Below are 22,949 nucleotides of genomic sequence, written 5' to 3'. Positions count from 1 at the left end.
GTTCATGACCAAAGGTTCGGATCTGTTCGTGGCGGCCCTCGAGAATGAAGGGGTCGACCGGATTTTCGGCATTCCGGGCGAGGAGAATCTCGACATCGTCGAATCGATCCGCCGCTCGTCGATCCAGTTGATCCTGACCCGGCATGAGCAGGCCGCTGCTTTCATGGCCGCCACCTATGGCAGGCTCACCGGCAAGGCAGGCGTGTGCATCACCACGCTTGGCCCTGGCGCACTCAATCTGACGACCGGCGCGGCCTATGCGCTGCTCGGCGCGATGCCCATGATCATGATCACCGGCCAGAAGGGCATCTTGTCATCGCGGCAGGCGCGCTTCCAGATCGTCGACATCGTCGCGGCGATGAAGCCGCTGACCAAGCTGTCGCGCCAGATCGTCTCGCCCAAGATGATCCCCTCGCTGGTGCGCGAGGCCTTCCGCGTTGCCCAGGAAGAGCGGCCCGGCCCGGTGCATCTGGAACTGCCGGAAGACATTGCGGCGGCGGAGTGCGAGCCGGTGGCGCTGGTGCCGACGCACCCGGTCGAGTTGCCGCTGGCCAGCGCGGACGCGCTCGATCGCGCCGCCCGCATGATCTTGGAGGCCAAGCGTCCGCTGCTGATGTTCGGCGCGGCGGCGTCGCGTCCGCGTGTGACCCCCGATGTCGCCCAGTTCGTGCTGCGCACGCAAATACCCTATTTCACCACGCAGATGGGCAAGGGCACGGTGCCCGGCGGCACCGAACTCTACATGGGAACGGCGGCACTGTCGGAGCGCGACTATGTGCACGAGGCCATCGAACAGGCCGATCTGATCATCACCATCGGCCACGACACGGTGGAGAAACCGCCCTTCATCATGGGCGCCAACGGACCGAAGGTGATCCATGTCGGCTATCACTCGGCCGATGTCGAGCAGGTCTATTTCCCGCAGGCCGAGATCGTTGGCGATCTTGGCCCGTCGCTGGCGCTGCTGGCGGACCGCATCGAGGGCAAGATCCCCAACGCGCAAGCCTTGCTGCCGCTCAGGGAAGGCATTCTGGGCCGCATCGCCGCGCGCGCCACCGAAGACCGCTTCACGCCGCAGCGCATCGTGCATGACGTGCGCGCCGTGATGCCGGCGGACGGGATCCTCGCCCTCGACAACGGCATGTACAAGATCTGGTTCGCGCGCAACTACCGCACGCGCATGGCAAACACGCTGCTCCTCGACAATGCGTTGGCCACGATGGGCGCCGGCCTGCCGTCGGCGATGATGGCGTCACTGCTTTATCCCCGCCGCCGTGTCATGGCCATTTGCGGCGATGGCGGCTTCATGATGAACAGCCAGGAACTGGAGACCGCCGTCAGGCTGAAGCTCAACCTCGTCATCCTGCTGCTGGAGGACCATGCCTATGGCATGATCCGCTGGAAGCAGGCTGTCGACCAATTCCCGGATTTCGGCATGACCTTCGGCAATCCCGATTTCGTCAAATACGCCGAGGCCTATGGCGCCAAGGGAACCAGGGTTACGGAGATCGCTGATTTGCGGCCGGCGCTGGAACGGGCCTTCACCGGCGGCGGCGTGCATCTCGTCGTTGTGCCCATCGACTATTCCGAAAACACCAGGGTGCTTGTCGACGAATTGCGCGAGCGGCTGCCGGCGCCGCGGACGCCCTGACGGCGGCGGTAAAGCCGCCGTCAGGACCGCTTGAACGGAAGATCCTGCACCTTGCAGTAAGGCGTGACCGGCGTGATGGTGCCGAAATCCTTGACGATTTCGTAGCCGATGCCGTCTGCCGCCGCCTTGCCGACATAGGAATGGCAGAGCGTGTGGTTGTTGGAGGCATCGACGCGGATCTTGCCTTGTGGCGCGTCGAACTCGATGGTCGGCAATGCTTGAGCACATCGTCATCCCTGAGCGACCCGGCCTTCTCGGCGGCCAGCGCATAGAGATGCAGGCCGTTGAGGTCTCATCTGGCGCCGGGCACCCATTCCGTTTCGATCAACGGGATTTGCGGGGCGGCATCGCGCGGCAAGGTTCCCTTGATCCGGGGATCGTCGGTGATTTCGAAGCCGGCCGCATAGGGCTCAAACCCGCAAGCCCGGTAGAACCCGATGACGCTGTGATGGTCGATGCTGCTGGTGTGCAGCCAGATGCGGCCGGGGCCGAGGCGCCATGCCTGGTCGAGCGCACCAGCCATCAGCCGTTTGCCGAGACCACGACCGGTCAAGCCGGGGAACAGGCCGAAATAGGTGATCTCGATCTCGTTGCCGTCGGCCACCCGGAACTCTACCATGCCGACATGGCCGCCGCTGTCATCATGGCCATAGTACAGATGCTGGCGCGGATCGGCGAAATGCGCTGATATTTCGGCATCTGACATTTCGGCGGCTCGATCCCACAGCCAGGGAGCGCCGATCTCGAGGAAGATCGTGCGGTAGGCTTCGCTGTCGGGCTTGGAGATCCACGTCATTGCCAGGGGCTGGGCGAGACCTGGCACCGGCGCCAGCGCTTCCATCCATGTCACCGCATTGACGATCTTGCCGGCCGGCACGCGCCGGTAGCCTGACTTGAGATCGGTGATTTCATCCGGCAATGCGCCTTCGGTGACCAGCATCTGTCCTCGATCTTCGTCATGCGGCTTTGTTGGCATGCAAGAAGCTGATGCCAACTCTGCGCCCGCCTGCCAAGAGATTCCCGGGTTGGGCCATAGTTTGGCCCGACCTGTCTCCTTGCCTTTCCAGGAAATGGCATATGAGATATGATACACCATTCAGGAGAAAGCGGAATATCATGCCTGAGCGAAATGCCGACGAAGCCATTTTGCGCGCGGTCGACGACGGCTTCGCGCGGCAAGTCGCGTTCCTGGCGGAACTCGTGCGCTTTCCTTCCCAGCGCGGCGAGGAGCACGCCGCGCAATCCTTCATGGCCGCCGCCTATGAGGCAGGTGGCTATGCCGTCGACATGTGGCGTGTCGATGTCGACGCGATCCGCGACCTTCCGGGGTTTTCGCCGGTTGCGGTCTCCTATGACGATGCTTTCAATGTTGTCGCCACCCACACGCCGAGAAACGCCACCGGCCGTTCGCTGATCCTCAACGGCCATATCGATGTGGTGCCGACGGGGCCGCTCGACCGCTGGGTGCGTGACCCCTACGATCCGGCGATCGAGGATGGCTGGATGCATGGCCGGGGCGCCGGCGACATGAAGGCCGGCCTGTCGGCCTGTCTCTACGCCCTCGCCGCCTTGCGCAGCCTCGGCTACCAGCCGGCCGCCAATGTTTACCTCCAGTCGGTGGTCGAGGAGGAGTGCACCGGCAATGGCGCGCTCGCCTGCCTGCAACGCGGCTACCGCGCTGACGCCGCCTTCATTCCCGAGCCCTTGGAACCGCGCTTGATGCGGGCGCAGGTCGGGCCGATCTGGTTCAGGGTCGAGGTCGATGGCGATCCGCAGCACGCTTCCGGCGCTTTCTCGGCCGGCGCCAATGCCATCGAGAAGGCCTTTCTCATCATCCAGGCGCTGAAGCAGCTCGAAATCGTCTGGAATGCGCGCAAGGTCGATGACGAGCATTTCTGCGATCACCCGCACCCGATCCGCTTCAACCTCGGGAAGATCGAAGGCGGCGAATGGACATCGAGCGTGCCGGCGCGCTGTGTCTTCGAGATGCGGGTCGCCACCTATCCCGGCCAGAAGCTCGCGGACGCCAGGGCCGAGCTCGAAGCCTGCATCGCCGATGCGGCCCGTTCCGATCCGTTCCTGGCCAATCGCCCGCCAAAGATGAGCTACAATGGCTTCATGGCCGAGGGCTATGTGCTGGAAGGTGCCGACGAGATGGAAGCCGTGCTGCGCCGCAGCCATACCGCCGTCTGGGGCGAGCCGCTGACGGAGCATGTCACCTCGGCGACCACGGATGCGCGCTTCTTCGGCCTCTATGCCGACACGCCGGCGATCGTCTACGGCCCGATCTGCCGCATGCCGCATGGCTATGACGAGGCCGTTGATCTGGATTCGGTGCGCAAGGTCACCCAGACCATTGCGCTGTTCATCGCCGACTGGTGCGGTCTCGAGCCGATCGATCCGGAGGTAAGCTCATGAATTCGGCCGTGCCAGACGGCTTTGGCGAGACGCTGGCCGAGGATGCGCCTGACATTTCGATTGCCGACGCGCTTGCCATCTTGCGCCGGCACTACGGCCTCGCCGGGAGCGCGCGTCCGTTGCCCGGCGAACGCGACCACAATTTTCACATCCATACCGACGGCGAGGGCGAGTTCGTCCTCAAGATTTCCCATCCGGCGGAGGAGGCCGGCTTCACCGATTTCCAGAACAAGGCTCTCGACCACATCCTAGGGGTCGACCCGACCTTGCCGGTCCCTTCGGTGCGCAAGAGCATCGAGGGCGAAGCGCAGTTCACGGTCAGCGTCGGCGGATCGGCGCCGCGCATCATCCGGCTGGTCACCTATCTGCCCGGTCAGTTGCTGTCGCGCTCGCCTACGTCGGCGGCGCAGGATCGCAATCTCGGCATTTTCCTTGCCCGGCTTGGCCGGGCTCTGCGCGGCTTCTTCCATCCGGCCGCCGGCACCAACCTGCTCTGGGACATCCGTAAGGTCGCCAAGACGCGGCCGATGCTGGCGTTTATCGCCAACGCCGGCCACCGCGCCATGGTCGAGCGCGTCATCGATGCCTTCGAGGCGCGTGCGGCGCCGGTCATTCCGAGCCTGCGCGCCCAGATCGTCCACAACGACATGAACTCCTACAATGTGGTGATGGACGCCTCGCGGCCGGAGGTGGTGAGCGGCATCCTCGATTTCGGCGACATGATCCATTCCCCGCTGATCTGCGATCTCGCCATCGGTGCCGTCTACCGCTGGCCGGCTGAAGGTCATCCGCTGGCGCCGGCCGCGCGCTTCGTCGCCGGCTATCAATCCGTGCAGCCGCTCGAGGCTGAAGAAATCGGCATCCTTTTCGATCTGGTTCGTGCCCGCCTCGCGCTCATCGCCAACATCGCCAGCTGGCAGGCGGAACGGTTTCCGGCCAAGCGCGACTATGTGCTGCGCCTCATCGCCGAGGTCTGGACCTCGCTCGAACGGCTCGATGGTCTGTCATCGGATGAGGCCCACCGTTATTTTCTCGACCATTCCAATCCGGAGTAGATGCCCGTGTCCCAGTCCTCACCCACCAACGTCCTTGCCGACGCCGACGCTTCGGCAGGCGATCGCGCGCTGCTCGAACGCCGCGCCAGGCTGCTTGGGCCGACCTATCGCGCCTTCTACCGCAACCCGATCCATCTGGTGCGCGGCAGCGGTGTCTGGCTCTACGATGCGAGGGGGCGCAAATTCCTCGACGCCTACAACAATGTCGCCTCGGTCGGGCACTGCCATCCGCGCGTCGTCGAGGCGCTGTCGAGGCAGGCGGCCACGCTCAACACCCATACCCGCTACTTGAGCGAGATCATCCTTGATTATGCGGAAAAACTGCTCGGCACGGTTCCGGCCCATCTTGGCCATGCCATGTTCACCTGCACCGGCAGCGAGGCCAACGACCTCGCCATCCGCATCGCCCAGCATTCGAGCGGCGGCACCGGCGTCATCATCACCGATTTCGCCTATCACGGCGCGACGATCGCTACCGCGCAGCTGTCGCCGGCGGCGGTCGGCGCGAAGGGCGTGCCCCTGCACCACCGGACCGTGGCAGCGCCGGACACGTTCCGCGACCACGGCCGCGCCGCGAAGGACTTCGCCAAGAATGTCGCCGCCGCCATCGACGACATGCGTGCGCAGAATATCCGTCCGGCGGCGCTGCTTCTCGACTCGGCCTTTTCCAGCGACGGCATTTTCTTCCCCGACGCGACTGTCATGCGCGAGGCGGCGGATCACGTCAGGATGGCGGGCGGCATCGTCATCGCCGATGAGGTCCAGTCCGGCTTCGGCCGCCTTGGCCAGGGCATGTGGGGTTTTGCCAATTATGGACTCGAACCCGACATCGTCACCATGGGCAAGCCGATCGGCGACGGCCATCCGATGGGCGCGGTGCTGGTGCGGCCGCGGCTTGTCTCATCCTTCGGCTCCAATACCGGTTATTTCAACACCTTCGGCGGCAATCCGGTTGCGGCCGCCGTCGGCATCGCGGTTCTGGACGTGATCGAAGGCGAGGGGCTGATCGAGAACGCGCGCAATGTCGGCGCCTATACGGCTGACCTGCTGCGCGCTCTGCAGGGCCGGCACGACATGGTCGGTGACGTCAGGCACAACGGCCTCTATTTCGGCGTCGAGCTGACGGCGGATGGCGACGAGGCGCTGGCCGCCAACAAGACATCTTCTGTCGTCGAAGCCATGCGCGAGGATGGCGTGCTGATCTCGTCCTGCGGTCGGCGCGGCAATGTGCTGAAGATCAGGCCGCCGCTGCCCTTTGCCAGGGACAATGCCGAGCAGCTGGCCGAGACGCTCGACCGCGCTTTGTCGAATTGGTGATCTGGACCGCGCATGCTGAAGCTCGAACATCAAACCCTCAACGACCGCGCCTATGGCGCGCTCAAGCAGGAATTGATTTCAGGCGGTTTCAGCCCGGGCCAGACGCTGGTCATCCGCAAGCTCGCCGAGACCTTCGGCATCTCGACGACGCCGATCCGCGAGGCGCTGCAAAGACTGGTCGCCGAGCGGCTGCTCGAAATGCAGAACAACCGCTCTGTTATCGTGCCTTTGCTGTCGGCCCCCGCCTTCGAGGAACTCACCCATATCCGCATTGCCGTCGAGGGGTTGGCGGGTGAGATGGCCGCCACGCGGATGAGCGAAAGCGGGCTGGTCGAAATACAGGCGACGCTCGCCGGCATGCAGCGCGCCATCGAGGCCGGCGACGCCGGCGCCTATCTGTCGCTGAACGAGGCGTTTCACTTCGCCATCTACCAGCATGCCGGCGCGCCGATCCTGTTGAACATGATCCGCGACCTCTGGGGCCGGGTCGGGCCTTATCTCAAGCTTCTGATGCAGACCGAGCGATACATTCCGCAGTCGAACGACGCGCATCGCAGGATTGTCGCTGCATTGGAGCAGCGCGATGGCCCTGCTGTCCGGGTCTCCCTTGAACAGGACATCGCCGCGGCGGCCGCGGTTCTCTCTGACAATCTTCGCATGACGGCCTGACCGGACGGCGGCTGGATCGGCCTACGCTGTCTCGTCCAGCCGGTCGCGCAGCATGCTCCAGCCGAGCAGCGCGTTGGGCGCGTGCCGCAGCAGCGCATGGAACGGGATCGGCGCCGGCGGCGCGAATGGCAGCGGCAAATCGCGCGCTTCGGTTCCGGCGGCCCAGTCGGCCAGCACCTTGCCCATCGCCGTCGTCATGGCGATGCCGCGACCGTTGCAGGCGCGGCCGGCGATCAGCCCTGGCCCGAGATCCAGGAAGTGCGGCAGGAAATCCGGTTCGACCGCGGCCATCCCCGACCAGCCACAGGCAAGTGGCGGCAGGTCCGGCAGGTCGAGATGCCTGGCCAGCCGCCGCCAGATTGTCTGCGGCACACGTGTGTCGGCACCGGCGCTCAGAATATGCATGCCGCCGCTGATCAGCCGGTTGTCGGCGTCGAAGCGGAAGGTGAAGAGATTGCGCCTGGTGTCGCCGACGCCTTGCCCGCCAGGAAGCAAACGCGTCCGCACCTCGCGCGGCAACGGCTCGGTCGCGATCTGGAAAATCTTCAGCGGAAAATAGCTTCGTTGCAGCAGCGGATTGAGCGACCCGCCATAGGCGTTGGTGGCGATCAGCACCTTGCCGGCACGCACCGAGCCAGACGGCGTCTTCAGCGACCAGCCATCGGCCGCGCGATCGACCGAACTGACCGGCGTGCGCTCGAAGATCTTGGCGCCAGCCTTCTGCGCCGCATCGGCCAGTCCGTTCGCATAGACGACCGGATTGAGCACGCCACCCGAACGGTCCATCCAGCCGCCGACATAGCCGCGCGCGCCCGTCAGGGCCTCGACGTCCTGACGATCCAACGTGACCGCAGGCCGGTCGCGCCGTGCCCATTGCCCGGCGCGCGATTTGACCCTCTCGAACGCTGCAGGCGAATGTGCCGGCTGGATCCATCCGTTCTGCACCGCGTCGCAGTCAATACCGTGCCGTTTGGTCAGGCTGAAGACCAGGTCCGCACTGCCGGCGGCAAAGTCGATCAGGCGTTCACCGCGCTCGGCGCCGAGATGCGCAAGGATGCTGTCCGGGTCCATCTTGGCGAAGTTCGGCACGACGAAACCGGCATTCCGGCCGGTCGCCCCCCAGGCGATGATTTCGGCTTCGAGGACGGCGACCGAGATGCCTTTTTCGGCGGCGTGCAGCGCGGTCGACAGGCCGGAAAATCCACCGCCGACGATGGCCAGATCGACATCCAGCCCGCCTTGCAGCGCCGGCCGTCCCCGGCGACTGCGGCTGACGGCGTGCCACAGTGAAACGTCATGTGCTTCCTGCCCGATCGCAGCGGTCATGAGCCGGAACTGCTCTTGATCGCCGCCGCTTTTGTTCGCTTCCCGAAGCGCGGGCGACGCGGCCTGTCGCCGAACAGCCCGTTCGGCCGGATCAGCAGAATGACGCAGAGCATGACGCCGATGGCGACGATCTGCAGCGAGGCCGCACGCGCCTGCTGCTCAGGCGCGAACAGAACGCTGGTCAGCGTTCCCGATCCGGCCCAGATTCCCCAGACCAGAATGCTGCCGATGACAGCGCCGAGATTGCTGCCGGAACCGCCGACGATCAGCATCACCCAGACCTGGAAGGTCAGGATCGGCAAATAATTGTCCGGCGCGATGAAGCCGGTGAAATGCGCCTGCAACGCGCCGGCAAGGGCCATGATCGCGCCGCCGACGGCAAAGGCCTGGACGCGGTAGAAGCGCGCACTCTTGCCCAGCGAGATCGCCGCCCGCTCATCCTCGCGCAAGGCCTTCAGCACGCGTCCCCAGGGGCTGCGCGACAGATGCTCCAGGGCGAGATAGGCGATCAGCGTGACCGCGCAGACGACGGCGAGGTTGGACAGGTTGAACAGCAGCGGCGTCTCGGCGAGGCCGCCGAAGGGACGCGGGATGAAGCCGATGCCGAACGGCCCGCCCGTCAGCTTCCGCGCATTGAGCGCGACCAGTTGCACGACGACGGCGACGCCGAAAGTGGTGATGGCCAGATAGTCGGACCTGAGCCGCAGTGTCGCCATGCCGGTCAGGGCAGCGGCAATGCCGCCGACGACCATGGCGCCGAGCCAGCCGACAAGGATCGGCAGGCCAAAGCCGCCCAACCGCGCGGCATCATCCGGTGTGGTCAGCAAGGCCGAGGTGTAGGCGCCGATGGCAACGAAACCGGCAAGGCCGACATTGAACAGGCCGGTCAACCCCCACTGCAGATTGAGCCCCAGCGTGACCAGCGAAAAGATCAGCGCGGTGGTCAGGAAGAAGGCGCCGTAGCCGATGATATCGATCATCTTTCCCGAACTCCGAAAAGGCCGATCGGCCGCACGAACAAGACAGCCATCAGGATGATGAAGGACACGGCGGCGCGCCATTCGGCGCCGATCAGCTGCACCGCCCCGGCTTCGGCGAGCCCGATGATCAGGCCGCCGAGCACCGCGCCAGGAATGCTGCCGATGCCGCCGAGGATGGCGGCGGCGAACATCGGCAGCAGCATGTCGAAGCCCATGAACGGACGGATCTGCACCAGGATGCCGATCATCACGCCGGCGACGCAGGCGAGCGCTCCGCCGATGACCCAGGTGACGCGCACGACGCTGGCGACGTCGATGCCGACGATGCGGGCCAGCGCCGCGTTCTGGCTCAGTGCCTGCATGGCGCGGCCGGTCTGCGTGCGCGTCATCAAAAGATGCACACCGAGCACCAGCATGGCCGTCAGCAGCAGAAGTGCGATCTGGTCTGGGGTTATGCGTATGCCGAAGCCGACCGGCATGGCGATCTGGATCGCCCGGCTGAAATAGGTCGGCCGCGAGGTGAAGGTGAATTCGAGCAGGCTCCTCAGCGCCATCGACGCGCCGAAGCTCGCCATCACCACGATGATGGCCTGGCCCTGCGAGCGCAGCCGCGAAAACAGCACCTTGTCGAGCAGCAGCGCCAGCAAGGCGGTAAAGGCCATGCCGACGACCAGGGCAACCAGGAGCGGCCAGCCGAAGGACAGCGGCGCGATGGGTGCGATCTTGCCAACGGTGGCGGCAATGGCGCTGACGACGGCGAGCGTCGCATAGGTGCCCCAGGCCATGAAGTCGCCGTGGGCAAAATTGGAGAAGCGCAGGATCGAATAGGTCAGCGTCACGCCGATGGCGCCGAGCCCGATCATCGAGCCGGTCAGCAATCCGTCGACGACAAATTGCAGGCTCATGCCGCGCCTCCCTTGTGGTCGCGAGAAGGGCGCTGGCCGAGATAGAGTTCGGCGACGACGGGATCGTTCCACAGCTCGGAAGCGACGCCCTCGTGCCGGTCCTTGCCCTCGACCAGCACATAGGCGCGGTCGCCGATGGCCAGTGCTGCCTTGGCATTTTGTTCGACCAGCAGGATGGTGACGCCGGACTTGCGGATGCCGGCCAGCATCTCGAACACCATCGACACGAATTTCGGCGACAGGCCGGCCGACGGCTCGTCGAGCACCAGCACCTTGGGATGCACGATCAGGGCGCGGGCGACCGCAAGCATTTGTCGTTGTCCGCCCGACAGATTGCCGGCGGCGGTGCGGCGCTGGCGCACGATATCTGGGAAGGCGGCATACATCTCGTCGATACGCGCAGGGATTTCACGTCGCTCGAGGATGCCGCAGGCGACTTTCAGATTGTCCTCGACCGACATCAGCGGAAAGATATTCTCGGTCTGCGGTACGAAGGCCAGGCCAAGCCGCACCATGGTATGGGCGGGCGCGGCGGTGATGTCTTTGCCGTCCAAAAACACCGTGCCGCCGGTGATCGGGACGAGGCCTGCGATCGCCTTGATGAAGCTGGATTTGCCGGCGCCGTTGGGGCCGAGGACGACGACGATCTCGCCCTTTCGGACAGTGATCGAGGCGCCGCGCACGATCGGCACGCCAGGCTCATAGCCGGCTTCGAGCTCGCGGACATGGAGGACGGTCTGGCTCATGCCGTGCCTCCGAGATAGGCTTCGATGACACGCGGGTCGCGGGCGACCTCTTCCGCCGTGCCTTCGCTCAGCAACTGGCCGCTCGCCATGACCAGCACGCGGTGGCAGAGCCGCGTCACCATGTCGATATTGTGTTCGATCAGCAGGAAGGTGATGCCGCGCGCATTGATGTCGCGGATGCGGTCGATGATGACTTCGAGCAGCGTCGCGTTGACGCCGGCTGCCGGCTCGTCGAGCAGGATGATCGCCGGGTCGGCCATCATGACACGGGCAAGTTCAAGCAATTTGCGCTGGCCGCCGGACAGCACACGCGCCGGCTCATGCGCCAGATGCGTGAGGGTCACCAGTTCCAACAGGTCGAGCGCCTTTGCCCTGGCCGCTTTTTCCTGTGCCGCCACCCGCCATGGTATGACGAAGTTGGCCAGCAGCCTTTCGCCGGCCTGGTCCTGTGCCGCCAGCATGATGTTTTCGATCAGCGTCAGATTGGGCAGCGGGCGGGGGATCTGGAAGGTGCGGCCAAGGCCACGGCCGATGCGCAGATGCGCGGCTTCGCCGGAGACGCTCGCGCCGTTGAGCAGGATGTCGCCGCTGGAGGGCAGAATACTGCCGGCCAGCAGGTCGAACATGGTCGTCTTACCGGCGCCGTTCGGTCCGATCAGGCCGAGGATTTCGCCTGCTTTGACGTCAAACGAGACATCGTTGACAGCGACAAGGCCGCCGAACCGCCTGACGACGTGCCTTGCCGTCAGAACCGGCGCACGGGTCTCCTTTCCCAACCGTTCGGTGGCCTCGCTCATCAAACCCTCTGGCCGAAGACGATCATCGCCGTCTCCTGATTTTTGATTTGTGATCACACTTGCTTTGATCACGCTATTCGGCTTTAATTTCATCCGCAAGCCGAAAACGGGGCAAAAGCCGGGAATGCAGAAGGCTGCCATCGAGCGAACCAACGAAACAATCGCAGCCCAGCTTACGCCGGTCGGCCGCGAGACCGTGCAGGATCGCGTCTATTCCGAATTGCGCCGCGCTTTGATCGGCGGCCTGTTCGAGCCGAACCAGGTACTGACCATCCGCGGCCTTGCCGATGCGCTGGTCACCTCGACCATGCCGGTGCGCGAAGCGCTCGGCCGACTGATCACGGAAAAGGCGCTGGAAGCGCTGCCCAACCGCTCGGTGCGCGTGCCACCGATCACGCTGGAGCGTATCGACGATCTTCTGCGCGCCCGTTCACTCATCGAAGGCGAGGCGATCGCGCTTGCCGCCACGCGCATGAACCCGCGCCAGATCGCTTCGATTGAAGCCATGCTCGGCGAGTGGGACGAGATGCGGGCCCTGAAGCACAAGAAGGATATCGACCGCGAAGCGACGCTCAACCAGAGCTTCCATTTCGAGATCTACCGCTGCTGCGGCTCGGCCGTGCTGATCCCGATGATCGAAAGCCTGTGGCTGCAATCGGGACCCTGCATCCGCGTTGCCATCTATGCCTTTTCCGACGCCGGCGAGGTCGACACCGCGCACTATCACCGCCGCATCGTCGCGGCGCTCGCCAAGCAGGATGCGCCAGCGGCGCGCGAGGCGCTGGTGGCCGATATCAGCCGGCCCTTTGCCTTCCTGCGCGACAAGCTGCAATCCGTCGCCACGAAAGACCAGACATGAACAAACCAGCCATCAGGATCACCGAACCGCGTTCGAAGCTTTCCGTGACGGCGCTGCTGCTGCCCGAAAAGGCGCTGGAAAACGCTGCCTTTCTCCAGGCGTACCTCGCCACGCCACGTGTCGTCCCCGGTATCCATGCGATGTGGACGGGACCGGAAATCTCCTGCCCGATTCCATCAGCTGATCTCGATGGCCAGGCCTATGCCAGGCCCTTGCCGGCGGAGAACGCGACGCTGACGCCGCAGCCCGGCGACATCGTGCTGTCCTACGTGCCGCCGCGCATGTGGGGCGGCAACCCCAATGCCATTTTCGACATCGGCCTCTACTACGGACAGGGCGCGCGGCTTCTTTTCCCGATCGGCTGGCTGGCCGGCAGCGTGGTGGCGCAGGTACGCGCTGAAGAGCGCGACCAATTCGCCGCCGCCTGTGGCGTCATCCGCCGCAACGGCGCCTGCGACGTCACCTTCAGCCTGGTGGAGGCCTGACATGGCCGACGACAGTTTCGAGCTCTTCGACCTTCGCGTCGAGGCGGTCATCCCCGAGGGCAAGCCGGTCTATTGCGGCGCCAAGGCGGGGGATTATTTCGAACTCAAGGGCGAGATGCTGTCCCTGCCGGCGGGACAGGGCTTTTCGATCTATTCGCTCGCCGCCGTGCTGCCGCTGCTGGCGGCAAAGCAGCGCCCGACCGACGCCAATGACTGGATGACATCGGACGCCGAGATCGCCTGTCCCGATCCCAATTGCGCCAGCCGGCTCAGGATCGTCAGGACCGGCAAACGGCGGTTCAGCCATGCCGAGACGACGGCCGTGCCGCTGCCGAAGGAGAATGACAAGGGATGACCGCCAAGACTTTCGAACTCGGCCCCGGCTACACCATCTCGCGTGTCATTCGCGGCGGCTGGCAGCTTGCCGGCGGCCATGGCGCCATCGACCGCAACCAGGCGGTGACCGATCTGATCGCCACTTTCGATGCCGGCATCTGGACCTATGATTGCGCCGATATCTACACCGGCGTCGAGGAACTGATCGGCGCCGCGCGCCTGCGGCTGGCCGGCGAGCGCGGCCTCGACGTTGCAGCAAGAATGAAGGTGCATACCAAGCTGGTGCCCGACCTGGAACGGCTGGCCACGATCAGCCGCGACTATATCAGGGGCATCGTCGAGCAGTCGCTGCGCAGGCTGAAGACCGAGCGGCTCGATCTCGTCCAGTTTCACTGGTGGGACTATGACCAGCCTCGCTATGTCGAGGCGATGGGCTGGCTCGACGAGCTTCGGCGCGAGGGCAAGGTGCGCAATCTCGGCACCACCAATTTCGACACGCCGCGGCTGGCCGAAATCCTCGCCGCCGGCATTCCGCTGGTCAGCCAGCAACTGCAATATTCGGTGCTCGATCAGCGGCCTGCGCACAATCTCGCAGCCCTTGCGAAGACAAACGGCGTCAGCTTCCTCTGCTATGGTTCGGTGGCCGGCGGCTTCCTCAGCGACAAATGGCTTGGGGTCGCCGAACCCATCACGCCGCTCGAAAACCGATCGCTGGTCAAATACAAGCTGATCATCGACGATTTCGGCGGCTGGGACCTGTTCCAGCAGCTGCTCCAGGCATTAAAGGCCGTCGGCGACCGCCACGGCGTCGACATCGCCACCATCGCCAGCGCCTGGGTGCTGGAACAGCCGCGAGTCGCCGCCGTCATCGTCGGCGCCCGCAATCAGGCGCATGCGCTCGCCAATGCTGGCATCATGGACGTCGCGCTCGACGCCGATGACCGGGCGAAGATCGCGGCTGTGACCGCGCAAGGCCAAGGTCCCCTTGGCGACGTCTACACGCTGGAGCGCGACCGTCACGGCCGCCACGGCTCGATCATGCACTACAATTTGAACGCAGGCCGCACATGAGCGCCAGCAACTCGACGCTGTTTTCGCGGGCCAGCGCCGAGGTCGTCGGCCTGCATCGCTTCTTCGTCGATTGGTTCGTCGCCGCGCGTGCGGACACGGTGGATTTCTCGCGCTTCGAAGACGTCATGGGCGAAGGCTTGACCATGATCGCACCGAGCGGCCAGATCCTCGACCGTGACACTGTGATTGATCATGTCCGCTCAAGCCGCGCCACGTGCGACGACGGGTTTGCAATTTCGATCGAGGATATCAGGCCCGGTTGGCAAACCGAGGACTCCATCGTCATCCTTTACGTCGAGGCGCAGTTGCGCGGCGGCAAGCACAGCCGCCGTCAGTCGAGCGCTGTCTTCACCACCAATTCATCGGCGCCCAACGGCGTCGAATGGCGACACCTGCATGAAACCTGGCTGCAGGTGCCGGAACGCTGAACAGGTTCCAGAGATCAATTAGTGTCGAGTAACGAAAGGGGAACAACAATGAGAAAGACGATACTCCAACTCACCACCGCGCTTGCTCTCGTCACCATGGCGGGCGCCGCGCAGGCCGCAGATTGCAAGATCACCGTCGGCCTCGTCATGGAACTGACCGGTCCGGCCGGCGAATACGGCCAGGCCGGCGCCAAGTCGGTCGAAATGGCTTTTCGCGACATCAACGAAGCCGGCGGCGTGCGCGGCTGCGATCTGGTGACCGATACGCGCGACAGCCAGAGCCAGGGCAACATCGCCGTCGACGCCGCGACCCAGCTGGTGCAGGTCAAGAAGGTGCCAGTCATCATCGGCGGCATCATCTCGTCGGTGTCGATCCCGATCCTGACCTCTGTCACCGCACCTGCCAAGATCGTCCAGGTCTCGCCGGCGTCGTCCTCGCCGACGCTGACGGCGCTCGGCCGCGACGGCAAGACCAACGGCATCTTCTTCCGCACCATCACGTCCGATGCGCTGCAAGGCGTGGCTGCCGCCAAATACGCCATCGACAAGGGCTTCAAGAAACTGTCGATCATCCACGTCAACAACGATTTCGGCGTCAACATGGTGGCCGAATTCGCGCGCGCGTACAAAGCACTCGGCGGCACCATCGTCTCCGACACGCCCTACAACGAGAAGCAGTCGAGCTATGCCTCGGAGGTGACTGCGGCGATGGCGGGCGAGCCGGACGGCCTCTATCTGGTCAGCACGCCGGTCGACGGCGCCACCGTTGCCCGCACCTGGATTTCGCAAGGCGGAGTGCAGAAATTCTTGCTCAATGACGGCATGAACAGCCCTGATTTCATCGAGTCCGTCGGCGCCGATTATCTGAAGGACGCCTACGGCACGTCGTCGGGAACCAGCCCGACCGCATCGACCGAGTACTTCACCAAGAATTACAAGGCATTCTCCGGCATCGAACCCTCCAACCCGGCGGCCGATCGTTCCTATGATGCCGGCGCCATTGTCGGGCTGGCCATCGCCATTGCCGGCTCCGAGGATCCGGCCAAGATCAAGGACGCCATGTACAAGGCGGTCGATCCGGCTGGCACGCCGATCTTCGCCGGCAAGGAGGAGTTCGCCAAGGCGCTCGGCCTGATCAAGGACGGCAAGCCGATCCGCTACGAAGGCGTCATCGGTCCGGTCGCCTTCGACAAATTCGGCGACATCACCGGTCCGTTCCGGCTGTGGAAGATCATCGACGGCAAGGTGACCACCGACGGCGAAATGACCACCGACGACGTCAACGCGCTGCAGGCCAAGCTTCAGTAGGCAGACACAGTGCTGTCGGCATCAATCGCGTCTTACCGTGATTGATGCCGGTGTCGTTCAGGACAGGCGATATCGCTTGCACGGCAGGCGATCCCGAATAGGATCGGCCTGCTGCAGTTGAAGGATGGCGAGCGTGTCGGACGGAAATACTCATCGGCCCATCCGGTCGCGGGACGCAGACGACGCGCTTCGCCACGCCGGCGCCTGAGTCCGATGCCGCCCGAAACGCAACAGCTGTTGTCCGCCCTTGGTGATCGGCTGGGTGCGGGCGGCGTGCTCGCCGGCGCCGATGTCGACCAGCGCTATCGCGACGATCCCGACGGCAAGCTTGGCGTGCTGCCCGAAGTCGTGCTGCGTCCACGCGATACCGTCGGTGTCGCGGCAGCGCTCGCTGGCTGCAACGCTGTCGGCCAGCCGGTCGTCGTCCAGGGCGGACGCACCGGGCTGGCTGGCGGCACGCGTGTCCAGCCCGGCGAGATCGTGCTGTCGCTGGAACGCATGAGCGGCCTCACCGCGCCGGACGCTCAAGCCGCCAGCATCGTCGCCGAAGCGGGCGCGACGCTGCAGGCGGTGCAGGAGGCCGCCGACGGCGCCGGGCTGATGTTCGGCGTCGATATCGGCGCGCGCGGCTCGGCCACGGTCGGCGGCAACATCGCCACCAATGCCGGCGGCATCCGCGTGCTGCGTTATGGCATGTACCGCGCGCAGGTGCTTGGGCTGGAGGCCGTGCTGGCCGATGGCAGCGTGCTGTCCTCGCTCAAGGGCCTGCCCAAGGACAATTCCGGCTACGACCTCGGCCAGCTCTTCATCGGTGCGGAAGGGACGCTCGGCGTCGTCACCCGCGCCGCGCTCCGGCTGCACCCGAAGCCGGCGTCCGAGGTGAACGCCTTCTGCGCGCTCGCTTCGCTCGATGCGGCGATCGCCTTGCTCGGGCTGCTGCGGCAAAGGCTCGGCCCGTTATTGTCTGCCTATGAGGTGAATTTCGCACCGCTCTATGACGTCATGGCCGCCAGCATGGCCATGCCGGCGCCGTTGCCTGTGGGCTCACCTGTCTATGTGCTGGCCGAAATCCAGGGCAGCGAGCCCGAGCGCGACGGCGAGCGCTTCGCCGAGGTCCTGATGCAGGCGGTCGAGGACGGCGTGGTCGACGATGTCGTCGTCTCGCAGTCGCCGCGCGAATTCCGGGCGCTGTGGGACGTGCGGGAGGACGCCAATCGCGTGCTGTTTTCGATCAAAGGACTGATCGGCGTGGACATCAGCATCCCGCTGGCGCGCATGGGCGCGTTCCTGCACGAAGCCGACGCGGCCATCCATACCGTCGATCCCAGCGCCGACATCTATGTCTTCGGTCATCTCGGCGACGGCAATCTGCACTACCAAGTGCTGACGGCGGAGCCGGCGGCCGCCTACGGCATCGTCTATCGCGGTGTGGCGGCGGCGGGAGGTGGCGTTTCGGCCGAACATGGCATCGGCCTCGACAAGAAACAGTGGCTGCATCTGGTGCGCAGCGACGCCGAAATCGCCACGATGCGGCGGATGAAGAAGGCGCTCGACCCGAAGAACATCCTCAATCGGGGGCGTGTGTTCGACCTAGATCCAACCGCCGTTCCCCCGACGACAAGCATCGCCCTGTAAGCCGGCGCTCAGCTCCGCTCCGTCGCCATCTGCCTGGGGATCAGGAAACGGGCGGCGAGCACGCAGAGCAGCACCGTGAACATCAGGATCAGCGCGACCAGCGCATTGATGTCGGGCGAGAAGCCAAGCCGCATCATCGCCCACAGCCTGACCGGCAACGTGCTTTGCGTGCCGGTGACCAGGATGGTGATCATGGTTTCGTCGAACGACAGCGCGAAGGCCAGGATGGCGCCGCCGACCATGGCGCTCGACAGGTTCGGCAGGATGATGCGCCAGAAGGTCTGCCAGCCGGTGGCGCCGAGATCGTAGGACGCTTCGACCAGCGTGCGGCTCATCGACTGCAGCCGCATCAGCACGGTGCGATAGACGATCGCCAGCACGAAGACCGTATGGCCGATGACGACCGTCAGCAGCGAACGTTCGAGGCCGATCTCGCGGAAGAAGATCAGCAGCGCCAAGCCGCTGATGATCGGCGGCATCAGGAACGGCAGGAAGATGATGAACTGCAGGATCGAGCGCCCCGAGCGACGGCCGTGATAATAGAGCGCCAGCAGCGTTCCGCTGACCACCGAGAGCACGACGGTGCACAAGCCGACGATCAGCGTGGTGCGCAAGGCAGCCAGGATGTCGTGGTTCCCGGCCAGGGCCCGATAGGTCGAGAGGGTGGGTGACGACCAGTCGACATCGCCGTGCGAGACGGAGAAGAACGACGACACGATTGGCACGAATAGCGGGCTGTAGAGCAGCATCGCGACCAGCGTTGTGATCGCGGCCAGGAAGATGGTGGAGGGGCGGGGCAGGGCGTTCATACCGACGTCCCCCTGCTGCGCCCGAACCGCTCGCCGATGAGGATTGCGCAGATCACCACGATCGCCAGCGCCACCGACAGTGCGGCGCCGAAGGGCCAGTTGTAGGCCGTGCCGAACTGGCTGTAGAGGATGCGGCCGAAAGTGAAGCCGCTGATCCCGCCGACCATCTGCGGCGTCAGGAAATCGCCGATCGCCAGCACGAAGACGAAGCTCGCCGCCGACGCGACGCCGGGCAGGCTGAGCGGCAAGGTGATGCGCAGGAACGTCTGCAAGCCGCTCGCGCCAAGATCGTCGGAAGCACGCAGCAAGGTCTGTGGTATCCGCTCCAGCGACAGGAAGATCGGCAGGATCGCGAAGGGGATCAAAAGCAGGCTCAGCGTCAACAGGATGGCGTTCATGTTGAACACGAAAAGCGTCGACGGCTGCTGCAGGATGCCGATTGCCACCAACGCCTTGTTGAGAAAGCCGTTGAGACCGAGGATGCTGCGGATCGCGTAGATCTTGATGACGTAGCTCATCAGCAGCGGCACCAGAAGCAGCATCAGCAGGGCATAGCGCCACCGCCCTCTCAGCGTCGTCAGGAAATAGGCGGCGGGATAGGCGAGCAGGATGCAGATGACGGCCACCGACACGCACAGCACGATGGTGTTCCAGAACACCGGCAGGAAGATCGGGTCGGTAAAGAACCTGACATAGTTGCCGAGCGTCGGCGCGTAGACGATCGTGCCCTGGTCGACGCTGAAGAAACTATAGACCAGGAAGATCGCCAGCGGCACCAGGACGAAGATCACCGGCAGAGCGAAAGCCAGCACGGTCACCAGCAGCGACAAACGCCTTGCCGCGGGCTGTGTCGTGACGGCCGCGCTCATGCCAGCACCAGATGGCCTTCATGCGGCGCAAACGAAAGCGAAACCGTCTCGCCGGATCTCAGCGCGCTGCCGTCGATCCGGCTTGGGGTTCGCAGCCGCAGCCGCTGCGCGGCAGTCTCCGCGCCCGCCGTGATGGTGGCGACGGTGGACGAGCCGGCAAAGGCCAGATCGGCGATGGTGCCGGAAAAGCGGTTGTCGGCGTCCGTGGCGTCCGCGAGATGCAAGGCCTCGGGTCGGAACGCCGCGAAGGCGCCGGCGCCGTCTGGTGCGGCCTTCAGATGCGGCTGGTCGCTGATCGAACAGATCAGCCGCCCAAGTGCGGTCTCGATCGGCCGCTGCTCGCCCTGGACGGGGCCGAGCTTTCCGGCCACCAGATTGTTCTCGCCGAAGAAGCGCGCCACGAACTCGCAATTCGGCTTGTAGTAAAGCTCGTGCGGCGTGCCGAGCTGGCGGATATGGCCGGCCTGCATGACGCAGATCCGGTCGGCCATGCCGATCGCTTCTTCCTGGTCATGCGTGACGAAAAGGAAGGTGGTCTTGATCTCGCGCTGGATGGATTTCAGGAACTCCTGCATCTGTCGGCGCAGTTCGAGGTCGAGCGCGGCGAGCGGCTCGTCGAGCAGGATCAGGCGCGGCTGGCAGATCAGCGCCCGGGCGAGCGCGACGCGCTGGCGCTGGCCGCCGGAAAGCTGTGCCGGAAAGCGGTCGGCGAAACGTCCGAGCTGCACCAGCTCGAGGGCTTCCGCGACACGGCGCGCGATCTCCTTGCGCTGGACATGGCGGACCGAGAGACCATAGCCCACATTGCCGGAAACGGTCATATGCGGGAACAGCGCGTAGTCCTGGAACACGGTGTTGAACGGTCGCTTGTTGATCGGCATGCGGCTGATGTCCCGGCCGTCGAGGCGGATCTCACCCGCGGTCAGCGGCTCCAGCCCGCCGATCAGCCGCAGGACCGTTGTCTTGCCCGAGCCCGACGGTCCAAGAACGGTCAGGAACTCGCCATCCCGGATAGACAGGTCGATGTCGTGCAGAACGGGAACCGTGCCGTAGGATTTTGAAACGGACCGCAGCGTCAGCAGGTCGGTGTTCTGGTTCATTGTACAGTCTCGCATACGCTGCGGCGGTCCGGAACGTCCGGACCGCCGGGTCATTCTGGGTGGGGCTGTGGAAAGGATCAGGGCGTCGCCTTGATCTCGTTCCACATGTCCGACCGCTTCAGCGGGTCCTCGACATTGTTCAGCCAGACCAGCTTGTCGTTGCTGCCGGCGCTGCTCGACTCGACCACGGTGTTGCCGAAACCGGTGCGCTCGGAAAGCTCGCCGCTGACCTTCTTCGTCAGCATGAAGTCGATCCATTTCTCGGCCGCCGCATTGTCGCGTACGCCCTTGGAGATCACCCAATTGTCGAGCCAGGCCAGAGCGCCTTCACTCGGATTGATGTAGGCGACATGGGCGCCGATCTTCTGCAGCGCCTTGACCTGCTGCTGGCCGTAATTGGCCCAGATCAGGGCAACGTCATTGTTCTGGTAGATCTGCTGCGCCTCGTCGGCGGTGGTGTAGAAGCTCAGCACATTGCGCTTGAGCTCGACCAGCTTGGCCTTGACCGCCGCCATCTGCTCCGCATTGAGATTGAACGGATCCTTGTAGCCGAGCGTCAGCGCGGTGAACGAGAAATTGTGCTCGCCATTGTCGTAGGCCAGGACCTTGCCCTTGTAGGCCGGATCCCACAGCACCGACATCGAGGTCGGTGCCGGCTTGACGTTGTCGGTGTCGTAGATCAGCCCGATGGAATCGAAGCAGAACGGGATGCCGAACACCTTGCCGTCCTTGGTGTCGCCGCTGACCTGGGACAGATCGCGAAAGCGCGGCAGCACTTCCTTCTGGTTGGGCAGCTTGGTGATGTCGATCGGCGACACCAGGTCCGCCTTGATGTAGCGCTGCAACTGGGCGGTGTTGACGGCAAAGACATCGAAATCCTGGCCTTCGCTGCCCTTGATCTTGGCCCAGATCTCGTCATCGCTGCCGATGAAGACCACATCGACGCCAATGCCGGTTGCCGCGGTGAAATCCTTCACCCAGTCCGGGTCGGCATAGCCGTCCCAGGCCAACACCCGAAGGTTCGCGGCCAAGGCCGCCGATGTCATCAGGCCGATGCCGAGCCCGATTGTCGCTAGTTTTAGAAACGCTTTCTTCAGTCCCATTTTTAATCTCCCATTGTCGTTCTGGTGGACCGTAATTTTAGGACCTCTGCCGTCACAGCTGGGTGACGGTGACCAGCCCCTCGTCCGGCACCGACACCATCCGGTTGCGCAGCGGCTTGCCGAATGCGTGTGCCTGGATTTCATACTCGTCGCCGGAAGCCGTCTTGATGCCGGAGGCGTAGCTCATCACTGCCGCGCCGAAGAAATAGGCGTGCAGGTCGCCCGCCCTTCGGTGCATCGGGTAGCGGAAATGGAAGTGCTCGAGATTGGCGATCGAATGCGACATGTGCGCCTCGCCCGACAGGAACTCCTGTTCCCAGATGACGGTGCCGTCGCGCAGGATGCGGGAATGGCCCCGGACTTCTTCGGGCAGGTCGCCGATCAGCAGCTCGGGCCCGATAGAACAGGAGCGAAGCTTCGAATGCGCCAGGTACAGGTAGTTCTCGCCCTCCGTCACGTGGTCGGAATATTCGTTTCCGAGCGCATAGCCGATGCGATAGGGATGGCCATCCGGCCCATTGAGATAAAGCCCGACGATCTCGGCTTCCTCTGCGCCGGCTTTCGCGAATGCCGGCATCGGCAGCGGCGCGCCGGGCGGCACAACGCAGGTGCCGACGCCCTTGAAGAACCACTCGGGCTGGATGCCGATCTTGCCGGCGCCAGGCTTGCCGCCCTCCAGCCCCATGCGGAAGATTTTCAGGGAATCGGATTCCTCGGCACCGTCGCCATGGGTCAGAACATGCATCTGGTTGCGCGCGGCGGCACTTCCGGTATGGGTCAGGCCGGTTCCGGTAACCAGAAAGCGCGCCGGTTCCGGATGATCGACGGGAGCCAGCACGCGGCCATCGCGCAACAGCTCGTCGTAATCGATCGTTGCAGCGCTCGTGCGCTTCTCGACCAGCGACGCGATGGACATGTCCTCGGCGATCGCCGCTTCGGCGAGCTCCAGCACGCTGCCGGTCTTGTCGAGCGGGTGCAGGTGATTGCCGTCTTCGGAGACGCGGCCGACCCGCCTGCTGCCATCCCGCATTCTGTACTGAACAAGACGCATGAAATACCCTTCTTCCCTTGGAGCCGTATCG

At 64.5% G+C, this 22,949-nt stretch carries 24 protein-coding genes; 12 read left to right on the top strand and 12 right to left on the bottom strand.

The genetic code is table 11. The annotated features are described in order from the left end of the window. Positions 1–4 precede the first annotated feature (4 nt). Complete coding sequence (locus FJ546_RS02675; protein WP_140887850.1) at positions 5–1,651, top strand: acetolactate synthase large subunit; 1,647 nt, start codon at positions 5–7, stop codon at positions 1,649–1,651. Between the two features lie 20 nt (positions 1,652–1,671). On the opposite strand, the gene FJ546_RS02670 is transcribed toward FJ546_RS02675, so the two are convergent. Both FJ546_RS02670 and FJ546_RS02665 read right to left on the bottom strand, forming a co-directional pair. After that, complete coding sequence (locus FJ546_RS02670; protein ID WP_246686715.1) at positions 1,672–1,866, bottom strand: transporter substrate-binding protein; 195 nt, start codon at positions 1,864–1,866, stop codon at positions 1,672–1,674. A 77-nt stretch (positions 1,867–1,943) separates the two neighbouring features. Next, a complete protein-coding gene (locus FJ546_RS02665) occupies positions 1,944–2,591 on the bottom strand; it encodes a GNAT family N-acetyltransferase (protein ID WP_181167784.1) in 648 nt (215 codons plus the stop codon). A 176-nt stretch (positions 2,592–2,767) separates the two neighbouring features. Here FJ546_RS02665 and FJ546_RS02660 point away from each other — a divergent pair, with 176 nt between their 5' ends. The 4 genes from FJ546_RS02660 to FJ546_RS02645 are packed head-to-tail and all read left to right on the top strand — an operon-like array spanning position 2,768 to position 7,110. Then, positions 2,768–4,069, top strand: coding sequence for an ArgE/DapE family deacylase (locus tag FJ546_RS02660; RefSeq protein WP_181167783.1), 1,302 nt, complete (start codon positions 2,768–2,770; stop codon positions 4,067–4,069). After that, positions 4,066–5,124, top strand: a complete 1,059-nt coding sequence (locus FJ546_RS02655; protein ID WP_140887848.1) for a phosphotransferase — start codon at positions 4,066–4,068, stop codon at positions 5,122–5,124. Before FJ546_RS02660 ends, FJ546_RS02655 begins: the two co-directional genes overlap by 4 nt. Beyond that, positions 5,125–6,441 (top strand): aspartate aminotransferase family protein, encoded by a 1,317-nt coding sequence (locus tag FJ546_RS02650; protein WP_181167782.1) that lies wholly within the window; start codon positions 5,125–5,127, stop codon positions 6,439–6,441. 12 nt (positions 6,442–6,453) lie between these two features. Beyond that, positions 6,454–7,110, top strand: a complete 657-nt coding sequence (locus FJ546_RS02645; RefSeq protein ID WP_140887845.1) for a GntR family transcriptional regulator — start codon at positions 6,454–6,456, stop codon at positions 7,108–7,110. Positions 7,111–7,131: 21 nt separating this feature from the next. Here FJ546_RS02645 and FJ546_RS02640 read toward each other — a convergent pair whose 3' ends face one another. Genes FJ546_RS02640 through FJ546_RS02620 form a run of 5 tightly spaced genes read right to left on the bottom strand, consistent with a single transcriptional unit; the run spans position 7,132 to position 11,864 of the window. Beyond that, positions 7,132–8,436, bottom strand: coding sequence for an FAD-dependent oxidoreductase (locus tag FJ546_RS02640; protein ID WP_140887844.1), 1,305 nt, complete (start codon positions 8,434–8,436; stop codon positions 7,132–7,134). Beyond that, complete coding sequence (locus FJ546_RS02635; protein ID WP_181167781.1) at positions 8,433–9,416, bottom strand: branched-chain amino acid ABC transporter permease; 984 nt, start codon at positions 9,414–9,416, stop codon at positions 8,433–8,435. The genes FJ546_RS02640 and FJ546_RS02635 overlap by 4 nt, the downstream gene beginning before the upstream one ends. Further along, positions 9,413–10,321 carry a branched-chain amino acid ABC transporter permease gene (locus tag FJ546_RS02630; RefSeq protein ID WP_140887842.1) on the bottom strand — a complete coding sequence of 303 codons (909 nt, stop codon included), beginning with the start codon at positions 10,319–10,321 and terminating at the stop codon, positions 9,413–9,415. The genes FJ546_RS02635 and FJ546_RS02630 overlap by 4 nt, the downstream gene beginning before the upstream one ends. Beyond that, a complete protein-coding gene (locus FJ546_RS02625; protein WP_140887840.1) occupies positions 10,318–11,067 on the bottom strand; it encodes an ABC transporter ATP-binding protein in 750 nt (249 codons plus the stop codon). Before FJ546_RS02625 ends, FJ546_RS02630 begins: the two co-directional genes overlap by 4 nt. Next, positions 11,064–11,864, bottom strand: coding sequence for an ABC transporter ATP-binding protein (locus FJ546_RS02620; protein WP_140887838.1), 801 nt, complete (start codon positions 11,862–11,864; stop codon positions 11,064–11,066). Before FJ546_RS02620 ends, FJ546_RS02625 begins: the two co-directional genes overlap by 4 nt. Positions 11,865–11,988: 124 nt before the next feature. Here FJ546_RS02620 and FJ546_RS02615 point away from each other — a divergent pair, with 124 nt between their 5' ends. The 7 genes from FJ546_RS02615 (at position 11,989) to FJ546_RS02585 (ending at position 17,986) form a co-directional block, all read left to right on the top strand. After that, positions 11,989–12,723, top strand: coding sequence for a GntR family transcriptional regulator (locus FJ546_RS02615; protein WP_140887836.1), 735 nt, complete (start codon positions 11,989–11,991; stop codon positions 12,721–12,723). Then, entirely contained in the window at positions 12,720–13,208 is a 489-nt protein-coding gene (locus FJ546_RS02610) for a DUF3830 family protein (RefSeq protein WP_140887835.1), read from the top strand. The genes FJ546_RS02615 and FJ546_RS02610 overlap by 4 nt, the downstream gene beginning before the upstream one ends. 1 nt (position 13,209) lies before the next feature. Next, entirely contained in the window at positions 13,210–13,563 is a 354-nt protein-coding gene (locus FJ546_RS02605) for a TIGR04076 family protein (protein WP_140887833.1), read from the top strand. Then, complete coding sequence (locus FJ546_RS02600; RefSeq protein WP_140887831.1) at positions 13,560–14,615, top strand: aldo/keto reductase; 1,056 nt, start codon at positions 13,560–13,562, stop codon at positions 14,613–14,615. Before FJ546_RS02605 ends, FJ546_RS02600 begins: the two co-directional genes overlap by 4 nt. After that, complete coding sequence (locus tag FJ546_RS02595; RefSeq protein ID WP_140887830.1) at positions 14,612–15,043, top strand: DUF4440 domain-containing protein; 432 nt, start codon at positions 14,612–14,614, stop codon at positions 15,041–15,043. The genes FJ546_RS02600 and FJ546_RS02595 overlap by 4 nt, the downstream gene beginning before the upstream one ends. Before the next feature lie 48 nt (positions 15,044–15,091). Next, entirely contained in the window at positions 15,092–16,351 is a 1,260-nt protein-coding gene (locus FJ546_RS02590) for an ABC transporter substrate-binding protein (protein WP_140887828.1), read from the top strand. A 213-nt stretch (positions 16,352–16,564) separates the two neighbouring features. Then, positions 16,565–17,986 carry an FAD-binding oxidoreductase gene (locus tag FJ546_RS02585; RefSeq protein WP_140887827.1) on the top strand — a complete coding sequence of 474 codons (1,422 nt, stop codon included), beginning with the start codon at positions 16,565–16,567 and terminating at the stop codon, positions 17,984–17,986. An 8-nt stretch (positions 17,987–17,994) separates the two neighbouring features. Here the strand turns inward: FJ546_RS02585 and FJ546_RS02580 are convergent, their stop codons facing one another. From FJ546_RS02580 to araD1, 5 genes are all read right to left on the bottom strand, one after another. Next, complete coding sequence (locus FJ546_RS02580; RefSeq protein ID WP_140887825.1) at positions 17,995–18,795, bottom strand: ABC transporter permease; 801 nt, start codon at positions 18,793–18,795, stop codon at positions 17,995–17,997. Further along, positions 18,792–19,664 carry an ABC transporter permease gene (locus FJ546_RS02575; protein WP_140887824.1) on the bottom strand — a complete coding sequence of 291 codons (873 nt, stop codon included), beginning with the start codon at positions 19,662–19,664 and terminating at the stop codon, positions 18,792–18,794. Before FJ546_RS02575 ends, FJ546_RS02580 begins: the two co-directional genes overlap by 4 nt. Then, positions 19,661–20,764, bottom strand: coding sequence for an ABC transporter ATP-binding protein (locus tag FJ546_RS02570; RefSeq protein ID WP_140887822.1), 1,104 nt, complete (start codon positions 20,762–20,764; stop codon positions 19,661–19,663). The genes FJ546_RS02575 and FJ546_RS02570 overlap by 4 nt, the downstream gene beginning before the upstream one ends. Before the next feature lie 77 nt (positions 20,765–20,841). Further along, entirely contained in the window at positions 20,842–21,867 is a 1,026-nt protein-coding gene (locus FJ546_RS02565) for an ABC transporter substrate-binding protein (RefSeq protein WP_140887820.1), read from the bottom strand. A 52-nt stretch (positions 21,868–21,919) separates the two neighbouring features. Then, positions 21,920–22,918, bottom strand: a complete 999-nt coding sequence (gene araD1 / locus FJ546_RS02560) for an AraD1 family protein (protein ID WP_140887819.1) — start codon at positions 22,916–22,918, stop codon at positions 21,920–21,922. Positions 22,919–22,949: the final 31 nt, after the last annotated feature.

The sequence above is a fragment of the Mesorhizobium sp. B2-4-19 genome (assembly GCF_006441315.1).
Lineage (GTDB): Bacteria > Pseudomonadota > Alphaproteobacteria > Rhizobiales > Rhizobiaceae > Mesorhizobium.
The sequence above is the reverse complement of the archived record's forward strand: the minus strand, read 5'-3'. Positions and strand labels throughout refer to the sequence as shown.